This window comes from Pseudoalteromonas sp. AS71 (assembly GCF_038900275.1).
GTDB lineage: Bacteria > Pseudomonadota > Gammaproteobacteria > Enterobacterales > Alteromonadaceae > Pseudoalteromonas.
Window position 1 is genome coordinate 138648 of record NZ_JBBMQZ010000002.1, and the last position, 14442, is coordinate 153089.

The following is a 14442-nucleotide window of genomic DNA, read 5'->3' on the forward strand; positions in this document are numbered from 1 at the left end:
GATAACTTTACATACTGTAATTTTACAAAAACAGAGAAATAATCATAGCGACAAGTGCGCCAACAGTACCAATAATAGTTTCCATTACCGTCCACGTTTTAAGAGTTTGCATTTCGCTCAAACCGAGATAGCGACTCGCTAACCAAAATCCTGAGTCGTTTACATGGGAGAGCACAATAGAGCCCCCACCAATAGCGATAGTGACAGCGGCAAGCTGCGCTCCATCAAGGCCCAAAGGCTGAAGCATTGGAATAATTAAGCCACACGCTGTAAGCATAGCTACTGTCGCAGAGCCTTGAATAACCCGCACAGCGGCTGATAATACAAAAGCGAGTATTACAATCGGTAATCCTGAGCCAGCTAAGTAATTACCTAGTGCAGTACCTACTCCTGAATCAACTAATACTTGTTTAAATACCCCACCGGCACCAGTGACAAGAATAATAATTCCTGCAGGTTGTAACGCACTACCACAAATTTCCATGATTCTAGCATTAGGGACACCGCGCCTTGCGCCGAGCAAATAAAATGCCATTAGGCAAGCAACTAAAATTGCTGTAAATGGATGACCTATAAAGGCTAACCAATTATATAAATCAGAGTCTTTTTCAACAAAGCGGCTACCAATAGTATTTAAACTAATCATAATTAACGGCAGAGCAATTAAACCTAATGCTAATCCAAAACTAGGCGTCCCTTTACCAACTCTTTGGTTATCGTCGATTTGTTCGTGCTGTGGGAGTTCTACATGTATAGATTTAGAAATAATAGAGCCCCAAATTGGACCTCCTATAATCATTGCCGGTATGGCAGCAATAAGGCCAAATAAAATCATATAACCATAGTCAGCGCCTAATTGAGAGGCAACCAAAATCGGCCCTGGCGCAGGAATAAGAAACGCCTGACAAGACGCTATCCCAGCAAGTAGCCCAATACCAATTTTAACAACGCTGCCACCGCCTTTTCGTACCACAGCAAAAACAATACCGATTAAAAGTACAACGGCTACATCAAAAAAGAGGGGGAGGGCACAAATAAAGCCCGTAAAGGTAAGCGCCCAATTAGCGTTTTTTTCTCCAAAACGGTGTAAAAGTGTGTGGGCAATGCGATCCAGCGCGCCGGTTTCTTCCATTACTTTGCCAAACATGGCGCCTAAAGCGACCACCACCGCTACAAAGCCTAGTGTTCCGGCCATTCCTTTTTGAATTGTAGCGGCAATTATTTCTGGGCTCATTCCTGAGAATAATCCTGCAATCATAGAAACAAGGATCAAAGAGACGACAGCATGTAGTCGTACTTTCATTACTAAAAAAAGCAATAAAAATATGGAGCCTACCGCTGTTAGTATTAATGATAAATCTGACATTTTTCCCTACTTATATTCAGTGTGAATTATGATGTTTAGTGTGTGTTTAACTTCACTTTCGTATTTGTTACGGGTAACATGTTACCCGTAACTCAATATAATATATACATTGAAAATAATTAATTATTAAATTAAGGCGAGGGTAAATACATGAGTAACACAAATGTAGGTCGTATTTATATTGTAATGGGGGTTTCAAGCACAGGAAAGTCAAGTGTGGGTGATGCATTAGCAAAGCGCATTGGCGCTAAATTTATCGACGGAGACGACTTACATCCCAAGGCTAATATATTAAAGATGTCATCTGGGCAGCCTTTAAATGATGCTGATCGTGTGCCTTGGCTCGAAAGAATACGTGATGCTGCATTTAGCATTGAAAAGAAAAATGAAGTCGCGGTAATAGTCTGCTCAGCATTAAAAAAGAAATACCGAGAACAAATATGTGATGGAAATACAGGCATTACCTTTTTACATCTTTTTGGTGATTTTGAGCTGGTTAAAAGCCGTATGCAGGACAGAAAAGGACATTTTATGCCTGTTGATTTACTCAAAAGCCAATTTGAAGCGCTAGAAGTTCCAAAAGAAGATGAGCCCAATGTTATAAATATAGATATTAATAGCTCATTTGAGCAAGTGGTCGAAAGCTGTATTAGCGCAACTAAAATGAATAGCCACAACAAGTTAAAAGTGTTTAGTTAATCAGTTAACTGTTACTTTTAACATTAAGGGGCTTTATTTGTTATGAGTTAGCGTCTGCTCGTGGTGTTTCTAAAATCGCTTTTTTTTCATCTTCAGATAATATTATCCAATCAAAAATTTCTTCGTTAGTACGCCCACAACCGGTGCAGTAACCGCTGCGCCTTTCGCATATTCCTAGGCAATCAGTTTTAAATTTAGATTGTTTTTTGTTTTGATTTAATTGGCGCATATTAAAGTCCTAGTGGTGGTGCAATTTCAAAGCGAGAAGAAAACCCGTTACCTTCTTGATTAGTAGCAAGTGTAATGACTGGGGTTTTAGTATCAAGTACAAAGGTGCTGTAAATTGAACTTGCTGTTTCTTTTTGGCTTTCCAACCAACCTGTTTTGGTTAAGCATTGGCGTAATTGCTTAGCCAGTTTTTGATGAGACTTTATTGTTTGCGTTTGTGTTTTAACAGGTGTTTGGCATTGGTAGCTTGCTTGCTCTGACTTATTTAAAGTAACCGTACAGTTTGCTCCAATCATATGAGCACTAGTACGCCATTGATTAGTAAACTGGTTATTTACTTTATCTGTTTTGATTGAATTAAAACCAGACTCATAACTGCTTATAAGGTTATTTATGGTGCTGCATTCGTCGGGTGTTACTGTGGTTTTTACAGACTGATTCGTTGTAGTAATAGTGGTTGTTGTAGTTGTAGTCTGATTAGTTTTGCTGGTACAGCCCGCTAAAATAAACGCGACAATAGAAGGAATAATATAGTTTTTCATAGTTCACAGTAACCGATTAATTTAGCCACGCACTATATCACACGTGATTTACTGTAAAAATAAAAAAGCCCATATAAATATGAGCCTCTTTGTTAGTCACAACTAATGCTATTTATGGCGACCTTGCAAGCATTTAACTACATCTTCAAGGGCTAAGCCTTGGCGTTGTAGTAATACAGTCAGGTGATAAATTAAATCAGCAGACTCGTTTGTTAGCTCATCGTTATCGTGTTTCATAGCGGCAAGGGCAACTTCTACGCCTTCTTCACCTACTTTTTGACAACTACGGCTTAAGTCTTTTGCAAATAATGACGCTGTGTAGCTTTTTTCAGGGTCATCATTTTTACGCGCAACAATCACATCTTCTAACTGTGCTAAAAAGCTTAAACTTGGTTTTGCTTCATCACCAAAACAGCTTTGTGTACCTAAGTGACACGTTGGGCCTTCTGGGTTGGCAAGTACTAAAATTGAATCGTAGTCACAATCTGTATGCACAGATACTACGTTTAAGTAGTTTTCTGATGACTCGCCTTTAGTCCATAAACGCGATTTTGAACGCGAGTAAAACGTTACCTTATTGGTATCAAGCGTAACAGCGAGTGCTTCGCTGTTCATAAAGCCTTGCATTAAAATAACACCAGAGCGGGCATCTTGAATAATCGCAGGGATCATGTCACTTTTAGCGAAATCGACCTGAGCTTGGTTTTGTTGTGTTACTTGCATAATCTTGCTGCCACTTGGTTATCTGTTAAAAATTGTTTTAGTTCGCCAATGTTAATCACATTTTTATGAAAAACGCTGGCAGCTAATGCACCATCTACTTTGCTTTGTTTAAATACATCAACAAAATCTTGCATACTACCCGCACCGCCAGAGGCGATTAAAGGAATGTCACACAGCTCGCGAATTTTACTTAGTTGCTCGTTGTCGTAACCGTTACGAACGCCATCTTGGTTCATACAGTTTAATACAATTTCGCCTGCGCCTAGGTCTTGTACGCGTTTAACCCATTCTTGTGTTTTATAGCGCGTACGGCTTGATGCATTAGGATCGCCGGTTAATTGGTAAACTAAATACTCGCCGGTAATTTCATCAAAAAAGCTGTCAATGCCGACTACAACACATTGCTTACCAAACTCATCGTGTAATTCTTTAATAAGTTCAGGACGCGCAATAGCAGGGCTGTTAATGCTTATTTTGTCTGCGCCGCGCTCAAGTACCCGCGCTGCATCAGCCACTGATTTAATACCGCCCGCTACACAAAATGGAATATCGATATTACGTGCAATGCTCTCTACCCAGTTTACATCAAGTAGGCGTTTTTCAACGCTTGCACTGATTTCGTAAAAAACCAGTTCATCGGCGCCAGCTTCGCTGTAGGCTTTAGCCATTGTTAAAATATCGCCAACTATTTCATGGCCTTTAAACTTTACGCCTTTAACTACTTGGCCGTCTTTAACGTCTAAACACGGGATTATGCGTTTTGATAACATGCCAGTGCCTCCTCAACGCTAAATGCGCCATCAAGCAATGATTTACCTAAAATAACGCCGCCCACACCAAGCTCTATAAGCTTTTTAATGTCATCTAGTGAGCTTACGCCACCTGAGGCTTGCACTTTAATTGTGCTGTTATGGCGAGTTAAATCTTCGTAAAGCTCAAACGATGGACCCGTCATGGTGCCATCTTTACTGATGTCCGTGCATAAAAAATCAATAACACCTAAGCTTACATAAAAATCTACCAGCTCAAGTAAACCAAATTCAGATTCACTTAACCAACCGTGCGTTGCTGGTGCCCAGCCCGTGGCTGTTTTATTTACATCAAGAGCAATTACAAAATGCTCTGCGCCAAATTGCTCAATCCAGGCTTTTACTTGTTCGCGTTTTTCTACTGCCATTGAACCAATAACAACTTGGTTTGCACCGGCTTTTAGCCAATCACTTACATCTTGCTCTGAGCGAATACCGCCGCCCACTTGGTACGGTACGTTAAGTGCTTTGGTTGCAGCTTGAATATGTTTCCACTGTTTTTTACTTGGATCGCGTGCACCTTCTAAATCAACAAGGTGTAACTTGCCTGCGCCACTGTCGGCGTATTCTTTTAAACGTGCACCAAGTTCGAAAGGGTAAAACTGTGCTGTGTCGTATTTACCTTGGTACAAGCGCACAATTTGATTTTGTAATACGTCTAATGCTGGAATAATCACAAATAATCTCTTTTTTGTTAGTTAATGGGCAGTTTATAACTGCCAATCAACAAAATTTTGTAATAAACGTGCGCCAACTTTTGCGCTGCGCTCTGGGTGAAATTGCATGCCTGCGTAATTGTCTTTAGCAACAATGGCTGAAAAGGTTTGACCATATTCGCCGCTCACTAGTGTGGCGTCGTTTACGGTGTGCGCAAAGCTGTGAACAAAATACACTTGCTCATCAAGCGTTAGCCCTTTAGTTAATGCATGCTCTTTGTTAACGCTTAAGTTATTCCAACCCATATGCGGCGACGTTAAATTGCCTACATCAAGCGCTTTTACTTGCCCTGGTATTTTACCTAGGCACTGTACGTTACCTTCTTCGGTGCTTTCGCACAGTAACTGCATACCTAAACAAATGCCCATAAGCGGGCGCTGGTATTCATTTATAGCTTGTTGCCAGCCGTTATCTACTAGGCGTTTCATAGCAACCGACGCGTGGCCTACACCTGGCAATATAGCGCGCTCAAAACCCGCTAATTGCTCTGGTGAAGTAATTACTGTTGGTGTTTGCCCTAAGCGTTCAAACGCAAAGCGTACTGAATTTATATTGGCACAACCGGTATTAATTATGGCAATCATAAACATCCCTTAGAGCTGGCTGTTTGTTGGGTCGTGTCTTGTGCCACTGCCATACGAAGAGCACGTGAAAACGCTTTAAATAAACCTTCTACTTGGTGATGACAGTTACCGTCGCTTACCGATAAAATAAGGCTAATAGCGGCGTTATCACTCAAGCTTTTGAAAAAGTGCTCAACCATTTGTACGTCTAAGTCGCCTGCTTTTTCGCGGCTAAAGTTAGCGTTTAATACAAATGATGCACGGCCCGATAAATCAATTTGTGCTTCAGCTTTACACTCGTCCATAGGAAGGGCAAAACCATAGCGTGCAATTTGCGATTTAGTGCCAAGCGCTTGTTTAAGTGCGACACCAAGAGCAATACCAATGTCTTCAACAAGGTGGTGCTCGTCTATGTGTAAATCGCCTTTAGCTTTAATGTTTAAACCAATGTTTGCGTGGGTGCGAATTTGATCAAGCATGTGATCAAAAAAGCCAAGTCCGGTGTCTATGCTGCCATTTTTAGTTTGATCTAAGTTTATGGCTACATCAATTTGGGTTTCTTTAGTGTTGCGTGTAACACGACCTTCGCGGTTTGCGGTAGTCAATTTAGTTACTATCGCACTCCAATCGCCGTCGTATAAAATACCTTCACAACATAAGTTTTGAGCAAGGCCAATATCAGTTTCGCGGTCGCCAATAACAAAAGAGCGTGCTAAATCTACTTTGCCTGAGCGCATAAGCTCGGTAAGTAATCCGGTTTTAGGTTTACGGCAATCGCAGTTTTGCTCGTTAAAGTGAGGGCAAATTAATACTTCGTCAAAGCTAATGCCTTGGCTTTGCATTATGTCCATCATTTTGTCTTGTGCTATGTCAAAATCAGCAGTAGGAAAGCTATCTGTGCCTAAACCATCTTGGTTAGACACCATTACTAAACGGTAACCTGCGGCTTGTAATTGTAATAACGCAGGAATAACACCAGGTAAAAATGCTAGCTTTTCAAGGCTATCTACCTGTTTGTCGGTAATTGGCTCTTCAATAATAGTGCCGTCGCGGTCTATAAATAAATAGGGGTTACTCATGATACTTCGTTTCCTGCTAAAGATGCTGCGGTAGCCGGCGTTTGTAAGCCATCTAACCAAATTTTTACTTGTTCAAGTTCTTGTTCACTACCAATTGAAATTCGTAGCCAGTCGTCTTCACCGTATAGTGTAAAAGCGCGCATAACCAAACCTTGCTCAAGTGCAATTTTAAAGTAGTTTTTATCGGCTAATTTTAAAGTAACAAAGTTACCTTCACCAGTGAGAATTTTTAATGCAGCAGGGGAGGCGTTTAGCCAATCTACCAACTTAGCTTTTAAGCTATTTAAAATAGTGACTTGGCGGCGCATTGATGTAATTGCATCGGGTGCAATTGCTTGCGCTGCAATACTTGCTACAACGCCTGATACCGGATACGGCGCAATGACTTTACGAATTGGCGCTAGTGTTGCTGCTTGTGCAAGGGTAAAGCCCGTTCTGAGCCCTGCTAGCGCAAAGGCTTTAGAAAGCGTGCGCAGAACCACTACATTACTAAACTCATTAATAAGTTTTGTGGCGCTTTGCTCTGGGCAGAACTCTATATAGGCTTCGTCAACAATAACCAGTGCTTTACCCATAAGTGCTGTTGCAATCGCTTTTACTTTATCAAGTGGTGTTAGGCTGCCAGTTGGATTATTTGGGTTACAAATAAATACCAGTTTTGAGCTGCCAACAGCTGCAACTATTTCATCAACACTGCCACTTAATAATAATTCTTGGGTAAGCGCGTTAATACTAACGTTGTGTGTATCGGCGGTAACTTTGTACATACCGTAGGTTGGTAAAAATAGCGCAATACTATCTTTAGCTGGCTCACAGTATGTGCGCACTAAAAGCTCAATGCCTTCATCTGCGCCGCGCGTCATTAATACATTTTCGCTTTCAAGCTCTGTATAAGCGGCGTAACGGTCAATAACCAGTTGCGGTTGTGGATCAGGGTAGCGATTTAAATCCTCAATACTCAGTTCAAGATTTTTAGCATACGGGCTTTCGTTAGCATTTAGCCACGTTGTACCGGTTAGCTTTTCACTTTTTGCAGAGCTGTATGCAGCAAGGGCTGCAATATTCTTAGGTAATAAGCTAGACGCTTGTGCGCTCTCATTGCTCATTTTTAATTGCCTCTAAACGAATTGAAACCGCATTAGCGTGGGCATCAAGGCCTTCTGCATCTGCAAGTGGTAAAATTGCTTTTGAAAGCTGCGTTAAACCACTTTTAGTAATTGTTTGCACTGTGTATGTACGGAAAAAATCAAGCAAGTTTAAACTCGAGTAAGTTGCACTGTAACCATATGTTGGTAACACGTGGTTAGTACCCGATGCGTAATCGCCTGCAGATTCTGGTGTGTAGTCACCTACAAATACTGAGCCTGCATTTTTAACTTTATCTAGGTAAGGTGTTGCATCGCCTAGTTGTAAAATTAAATGCTCTGGGCCGTATTGCGCCGATACATCAAATGCTTGCTCAACAGAATCAACCAAAATAAGTGAAGAATTAGCGAGCGCTTGCTCGGCTGTTTCTTTGCGGCTCAAATTAGCTAACTGGCGTGTAAGTGCCTGCTGAGTTTGTTCTATAATACTTTCGCTGTTACATAATAAAATAACTTGCGAGTCTGCGCCGTGCTCTGCTTGTGAGAGTAAATCGGCGGCTATAAATTCTGGGTTTGCACGTTCATCTGCAATAACTAATACTTCAGAAGGACCTGCTGGCATATCAATTGCCATACCTGGGATAGTTTGCGCAACGAGCTGTTTAGCCATTGTTACGAAGCTATTACCTGGGCCAAAAATTTTGTTTACTTTAGGAACCGATTCGGTGCCATAAGCCATTGCTGCAATTGCGCCTGCGCCACCACTTTCTATCAAAGTAGTAATGCCACATAACTTAGCTGCATATAAAATAGCAGGGTTAATTGCTTTATCACCTTGTACCGGCGTAGCTAGTACAACGGTTTTAGCGCCGCTTAACTGTGCTAATACACCTTGCATAATAACCGACGATGGCAGTGGTGCACTGCCACCGGGTACATAAATACCGACTGCTTCGATGGCTTGATATTTCAGTTCACATACAACGCCTGGTTGGGTTGATAATTTAATATCTTTTGGCAACTGCGCTTCGTGAAAACGTTTAACATTTGCATAAGCGGTGTCAATTGCGTATTTAAGCTCAGCACTTAATGCTTGCTCAGATGCGTTAATTTCATCTAGCGGTACGCGCAAACGTGGGTTAGCTCTATTATCAAACTCTTTGGCCATGCTAAGTAAGGCTTCATCGCCTTGCTCTTTTACATTAGCTAAAATAGTTTTGCATATAGCTTCAACCTTTGCGCTTACAGAAACTGCAGGGCGCATTAGCGCCGCTGCTTGTACTTGTGAAGATTCCTCATTCCAACGAAGCATGGTACTTACTCCATCATTTTTTCAATTGGCATAACTAAAATAGAGTTAGCGCCTAGGGCTTTTAACTGCTCCATTGTTTCCCAAAATAATGTTTCGCTGCTTACCATGTGAAGTGCTACGTATTCATCGTTACCAGCAAGGGCAAGTAGAGTAGGTTGACCAGAACCTGGTAAAATTTCACAAATTTCATCAAGTTTGTTTTTTGGTGCGTGTAGCATGATGTATTTGCTTTCTTTAGCTTGTCTAACACCACGTAAGCGCGGCATAAGCTTATTGATTAGTGCTAGTTTGTCAGCATCTTGAAGATCTTTATTTTGAATTAAACACGCGTTTGATTCTAAAATTGTTTCGCCTTGAATTAAGCCGTTAGCTTCAAGTGTTGCGCCGGTAGATACTAAATCACAAATTGCATCAGATAAACCTGCACGCGGTGCTACTTCAACAGAACCCGTAAGCATTACTGTACCTGCGTTAATGCCTTCGCGCTTTAACCACTGAGTTAAAATTTCTGGGTAGGTAGTAGCAATACGTTTGCCTTCAAACCAGCTCTTATCGCGAGCGCCAAGCTCTTGAGGCCATGCAAGTGCAAGACGACAGTAACCAAAGTCTAGTTTTGAAAGTTTGGTTACTTCACTTGGAACACCCTGGCGTTCACGTTCTGCTTGAACTTCTACTAGTACGTTTTCGCCAACTATGCCTAGGTCACATACACCGTCCATTACTAAACCCGGAATGTCGTCATCGCGCACACGTAGTACGTCAATTGGCATATTAGTTGAGTGTGCAATTAAGCGTTGTTCACGAAGGTTAAGTTTAACACCTAACTGTTTAAGCAGATCTTGACAATCTTTTGATAGGCGGCCGCCTTTTTGGATGGCGATACGTAGACGATTACTGTTGTTCATTATTCATTTTCCTTTAATTTAAAAACTAAAAACCCCGAGGGGAACCTCAGGGCGAAAATGAATCAATGTTATTTGAATCGCCAGAGGTTCCTTTTAGGAATAACCTCTCAGCGAAAGACCTGACAGGTTATTCCGGTGAATGGTGGTGATGATGTACTGTTGTCAGGTTTAAGCGCATTTTTTATCCTATTTAACTGCCCGTTATTTTGTGAACGTGCAATTGTTATCTGTTTAAATAAATTTCGCATTCATAAAAACATAAACAGCTATATTATGGCAAGTTTTTTTTAGCTTAATTAAAGCATATGTTATAACTGTCGATAATATTAAGATAATAAGCGCGATTTTCGCCAATAATTGGTTGTTTATCACTCAAACCAAGTGGTTAATGAATAAAATGAAAAAATAAGGAAGTACGCATGGATATTATGATCCCTTATTTAGGAAGAATAACCAGGCTAGAAGTTGAGTCTAAAGGAGCATTCCATATTGCAGGAGTGCAAAGTGGGACTGCCGCTGAAAAAGTTAAGCTAGAGAATAAAAAAAGGCGTGAGTTACAAAAAAAGAAAAAGCTCAATATGCTTGATGATCAAAATAGTAAAAAGTCCAACTTAGATGATGACGAAAACCCCCATTTAGATACATGGGCTTGATAACAGCAATTTTACTAAATACATAAGCAATCAAATCAAAAAGGCCCTTGCGGGCCTTTTTACTAGGTATTTTACTTATGCCAATTAGCTTAAACTCTTAAGCAGATTGGCATTACTCTTGGCTTTTGCTTTTAAATATATAAAAGCTAAATATTGCGAACACACATACCTGAGCCACAATACCTTGCCATGTCGATTTTATACCAAGCCATGCTATATCAAAGCTAATTGGCAGTGAAGCAATACCTATTATATCGGCCTCTTGCAGTGCAATAACTGCTTTGCCCATAAGCACGAACGAGAGTGCAAATAATAGGTAAGTGGTAATTGCAAAAAACTTAGCAACCGGTAATTTAATTGAGTATTTAATTAATACCCACGTAATAATAGCCAGTATTGCTACAGCTATGGCAAAACCCGATGCAATAGATGAATATTGAGCAGGCGAGCTTTGTGTTAATAAAGACTGATAGAACAGCACGGTTTCGAATACTTCACGGTATACGGCAATAAAAGAAAGCCCTGCTAAACCCCATAATGTACCCGACTCAAGACGCTTATCTATATTGTCTTTTATGTATTTTTGCCATTGCTGTGCACTCGTTTTACTGTGCATCCATACGCCAACATACAGCAATATTACAGCTGCAAACAATGCTCCAGCACCTTCCATTACTTCGCGACTTGCACCACTTATTTCTATTAATGTTTGCGCCGCAGTCCACGTTAAACCACCTGCAATAAGTGCGGTTACCCAACCAACATGTACATATTTAAGCGCATCTTGGCGTTTAGTTTTAATAAGTACGGTCATAAGGGCAATAATAACGAGGAGTGCTTCTAGGCCTTCGCGTAGTAATATAACCAAACTTGCTGAGAAGAGTGCACCATCAGTTAGTTTAGTTTCGTTTAGCATGCTATCTGCTTTAGCGAGTTGAGCTAGCGCTGCACTTACTTTTTCGCCAACGATGGCTGCATCTTTCTCGTTTTTAAATGTTTGGCGCAGGTTCATCAGTTGTACTTCGATGTTTTTGCGCAGTGTTTCGTCGTAGGCATTTAAGTTGTTTTCAATAAGTTCAAAGCCATCTAGGTAAGCGCTAATTGCTAAATCACTTGCTTGTGAGTAATTGCCTTTAGCATGCGCGGCTTGCGCTGCTAGTAACTGCGTGCGGGTAACCGTTATCGGATTCTTTTTACCGGTAAATAGTTGCTCTGGATTACCACGAAGCCATTTAACGTAATGTGCTTGTGTTTCACTTTGACCTGCCGACAATTGTGCTGGATTTAAGTTTACAATCTGCGAAGCGGTAATGTTTTGCGCTAAATTTTGTGGTTTTTGAACATCTTTAAATGCCAAGCTACCTACATAAAAAGCTAAAGACCAACGTTGTTGTTCATTAAATTGAGTAAAAGCAACCATTGGCGTGTCGTTAATACCGTTACTAACAGCGTCAAACAAACCCATTAATGAGCGGTTAGTTGCGCGTTCTTCATCGGTAAAGTTGGTAGGCTCTGGCGATAAGTCTTTTGCAAGCGAGCCGTCTCCTTGACCACTTGGGCCGTGACACATTGAACAGTTAGCAGCAAAAAGCGCTTTGGTTTGCTCAACAGGAAGTAGTGATGTAGGTAACGATAGTTGCGGCATAAAGGTAAGTAGCGACTCACGAAGCGCTGAGCTTGTTGCACGTACATCGGCAACACTTGCTTTATTGGCAATTGCTGAATGCAGGGCTTTAGCTTGTGCCTTTACTGTACCAAACTCATTTGTTTGGCTTGATAGCTGTCCAGCTTGGTCAATAATGACGTTCGAAAATTCAGTCATTTCTTGATATTCGTCGGGGTCGAGTATTTCACCATTCCCAACAGCTGCCACGTAATCAACACCTACATACTCTGCAAGCTGTGCAATTTGTTTTATTTTTGTTTGCTCATTAGGCGAGGCTGAAACACTAAAGCTTGCCATGACCATTATAAAAAGCATAAAAAAACATTGAAATTGTCGTTTGCCCAGAGAAACCAAATTTAGAAACATGTGAGAATTATTTATGGACATCGAAAAGCCCTGTAGAGGAAAAGCCAAAATTATAATTGTTTTCATTTGCATTTCAAGCGGATTAATTTAAACAAAGCAGATAAATAAAAAGGATAACAATTTGTAGAACTTTAAAGTGTTTTTGTAACACGTGAGTAACAGTAACCAAGTGATTTTTTTAATAACTTGGTTACTGAATGTGTTGCAGGTAAAGCATTTATTACTTTGCTTGCTCAGCTGACTTAATGCTGCTTTGAATAAGCGGCGAAATAGTTAAGCCTTGTACAATAATAGAAAATATAACCACTACGTAAGTAACAATTACTATTAGGTTATGTAGGTCAGAGCCGCCTACAAAAACTTGCTCGCGTGGGATTGCTGCTGCCATTGCCAGAGCAAGGCCACCACGTAGTCCACCCCAGGTCAAAATTTTAACACTGTGTTTATCGTAAGTTCTAAAGCGTTTAAAAATTACAAATGGTGCGCCTACACTTATAAAGCGTGCAAGTAATACAGCCGGCACCATTAATAAACCTAAACCAATTTCGCCAAGGGTAATTGGCATAGTGACTATCAACATACCAATTATTAAAAACAGTAGGGCATTTAAAAAGCTGTCGGTTGCATGCCAAAAATCTTTTACGTAGCGCGTGTCTTCAGGCCCCGTGCGCTCGGTTGCTTTGGTGCGGGTAATATTACCCATTAATATGCCGCTCGTTACCATGGCAAGTGCGCCAGATATTTCCCAAATATTTGCTGCAGCAAAACCTGCAGTTGGGATAGTTAAGGTAATTAATAGACGAATATTTACATCGCGGCTATTAATAATTAAAAAGTGGCCAACTAATGCAATGACTAAACCAAACGCAATGCCCCCTATTGCATCAACAAAGAATAGCTCTGCTATGTCACCAAATTGTGCATCTGTGCCATAAAAAGCAACAGAAAATATAGTGGTAAATATTACTAAACCAATACCGTCGTTAAATAGCGACTCACCTTCTACTTGAACCGATATACCTTCTGGCGCTCGCATTTGTTTAATAATAGCAAGTACAGCGATAGGGTCAGTTGGGCTAATAAGCGCGCCAAACAATAAACAATAAATAAAAGGAACATCAAAACCAAAAACGGGGAATAAATAAAAGCTTAAATAACCCACTATAAATGTGGACACGATGGTTGAAAATAATACCAGGGCAGTAATTTCCCATCGCTGCTTACGCAGGGCTAGTAGGTTTATTTCAAGCGCACCCGCGTAGAGTAAAAAACCCAACATGCCCTTAAGTAGCAACTCGTTAAAATTAATACTGGAAACAATTTGGGTCATTGCTAATGCGTTCTGATCGCCTAATAATTTAACGGCAATGATCAGTAATAAAGAAATAACCACAGAGCCGGTTGTAATGGCAATGGTAGTTTGCATTTTGAGGATGTACTGGTTTGCAAAGGCTATAAATATTGCAATTGCAGAGAGAAAACAAATGAGGTACCAAGCATTCATTGATTAACCTTAACTATTTTTTAAACGACACACAAAAAGGAGGATTATAAACCCGAGTATGGTACTCCTGTAATATTTGAGAGTCACAGTATTTATGCCTTTATATAGCTTTAAATAAGGATTATTTTCAGTAATGGTTAATAAGAAATGTGGCTTTGTAAATATTGTCATTATTAAATTAAATGTACGTTATAAATACAGGATATATTGTAAAATTGAATAATA

15 protein-coding genes are annotated in these 14442 nt (G+C 40.4%); 2 read left to right on the forward strand and 13 right to left on the reverse strand.

Going from position 1 to position 14442, the window contains the following annotated elements:
* Positions 1-22 precede the first annotated feature (22 nt).
* Positions 23-1366 (reverse strand): gluconate transporter, encoded by a 1344-nt coding sequence (gene gntU / locus WNY98_RS02570; protein WP_004586388.1) that lies wholly within the window; start codon positions 1364-1366, stop codon positions 23-25.
* 150 nt (positions 1367-1516) lie between these two features.
* On the opposite strand from gntU, the gene WNY98_RS02575 reads away from it, so the two are divergent.
* Positions 1517-2065, forward strand: coding sequence for a gluconokinase (locus WNY98_RS02575; RefSeq protein WP_342877045.1), 549 nt, complete (start codon positions 1517-1519; stop codon positions 2063-2065).
* 40 nt (positions 2066-2105) lie between these two features.
* Here WNY98_RS02575 and WNY98_RS02580 read toward each other — a convergent pair whose 3' ends face one another.
* The 10 genes from WNY98_RS02580 to hisG all read right to left on the reverse strand — a co-directional run bounded on the left by WNY98_RS02580 (position 2106) and on the right by hisG (position 10028).
* On the reverse strand, positions 2106-2294 hold the full coding sequence (locus WNY98_RS02580; RefSeq protein ID WP_165723885.1) for a DUF1289 domain-containing protein: 189 nt from the start codon (positions 2292-2294) through the stop codon (positions 2106-2108).
* A 1-nt stretch (position 2295) separates the two neighbouring features.
* Complete coding sequence (locus WNY98_RS02585) at positions 2296-2835, reverse strand: hypothetical protein (RefSeq protein ID WP_342877046.1); 540 nt, start codon at positions 2833-2835, stop codon at positions 2296-2298.
* A gap of 108 nt (positions 2836-2943) precedes the next feature.
* Positions 2944-3558 carry a bifunctional phosphoribosyl-AMP cyclohydrolase/phosphoribosyl-ATP diphosphatase HisIE gene (gene hisIE / locus WNY98_RS02590; RefSeq protein WP_007376299.1) on the reverse strand — a complete coding sequence of 205 codons (615 nt, stop codon included), beginning with the start codon at positions 3556-3558 and terminating at the stop codon, positions 2944-2946.
* Positions 3549-4328 carry an imidazole glycerol phosphate synthase subunit HisF gene (hisF, locus tag WNY98_RS02595; protein ID WP_002960269.1) on the reverse strand — a complete coding sequence of 260 codons (780 nt, stop codon included), beginning with the start codon at positions 4326-4328 and terminating at the stop codon, positions 3549-3551. Before hisF ends, hisIE begins: the two co-directional genes overlap by 10 nt.
* A complete protein-coding gene (locus WNY98_RS02600; protein ID WP_342877047.1) occupies positions 4310-5044 on the reverse strand; it encodes a 1-(5-phosphoribosyl)-5-[(5-phosphoribosylamino)methylideneamino] imidazole-4-carboxamide isomerase in 735 nt (244 codons plus the stop codon). Before WNY98_RS02600 ends, hisF begins: the two co-directional genes overlap by 19 nt.
* 33 nt (positions 5045-5077) lie before the next feature.
* On the reverse strand, positions 5078-5668 hold the full coding sequence (gene hisH / locus WNY98_RS02605) for an imidazole glycerol phosphate synthase subunit HisH (protein WP_002960265.1): 591 nt from the start codon (positions 5666-5668) through the stop codon (positions 5078-5080).
* Positions 5665-6726 (reverse strand): bifunctional histidinol-phosphatase/imidazoleglycerol-phosphate dehydratase HisB, encoded by a 1062-nt coding sequence (gene hisB, locus WNY98_RS02610; protein WP_007580650.1) that lies wholly within the window; start codon positions 6724-6726, stop codon positions 5665-5667. The genes hisH and hisB overlap by 4 nt, the downstream gene beginning before the upstream one ends.
* Entirely contained in the window at positions 6723-7832 is a 1110-nt protein-coding gene (gene hisC / locus WNY98_RS02615) for a histidinol-phosphate transaminase (protein ID WP_342877048.1), read from the reverse strand. Before hisC ends, hisB begins: the two co-directional genes overlap by 4 nt.
* The gene (hisD, locus tag WNY98_RS02620; RefSeq protein WP_024597350.1) at positions 7822-9123 is read right to left on the reverse strand and encodes a histidinol dehydrogenase; all 1302 of its coding nucleotides are present in this window, start codon (positions 9121-9123) and stop codon (positions 7822-7824) included. The genes hisC and hisD overlap by 11 nt, the downstream gene beginning before the upstream one ends.
* A gap of 5 nt (positions 9124-9128) precedes the next feature.
* Positions 9129-10028: an ATP phosphoribosyltransferase gene (gene hisG / locus WNY98_RS02625; RefSeq protein ID WP_342877049.1), complete on the reverse strand. Its 900-nt coding sequence runs from the start codon at positions 10026-10028 to the stop codon at positions 9129-9131.
* A 419-nt stretch (positions 10029-10447) separates the two neighbouring features.
* Between hisG and WNY98_RS02630 the strand changes: the two genes are divergently transcribed.
* Positions 10448-10681 carry a hypothetical protein gene (locus tag WNY98_RS02630; protein ID WP_342877050.1) on the forward strand — a complete coding sequence of 78 codons (234 nt, stop codon included), beginning with the start codon at positions 10448-10450 and terminating at the stop codon, positions 10679-10681.
* A 112-nt stretch (positions 10682-10793) separates the two neighbouring features.
* Here the strand turns inward: WNY98_RS02630 and WNY98_RS02635 are convergent, their stop codons facing one another.
* Both WNY98_RS02635 and WNY98_RS02640 read right to left on the reverse strand, forming a co-directional pair.
* On the reverse strand, positions 10794-12650 hold the full coding sequence (locus tag WNY98_RS02635) for a cytochrome c/FTR1 family iron permease (RefSeq protein ID WP_342877086.1): 1857 nt from the start codon (positions 12648-12650) through the stop codon (positions 10794-10796).
* 283 nt (positions 12651-12933) lie between these two features.
* Complete coding sequence (locus tag WNY98_RS02640) at positions 12934-14217, reverse strand: sodium:proton antiporter (RefSeq protein WP_170071463.1); 1284 nt, start codon at positions 14215-14217, stop codon at positions 12934-12936.
* Between the last annotated feature and the right edge of the window lie 225 nt (positions 14218-14442).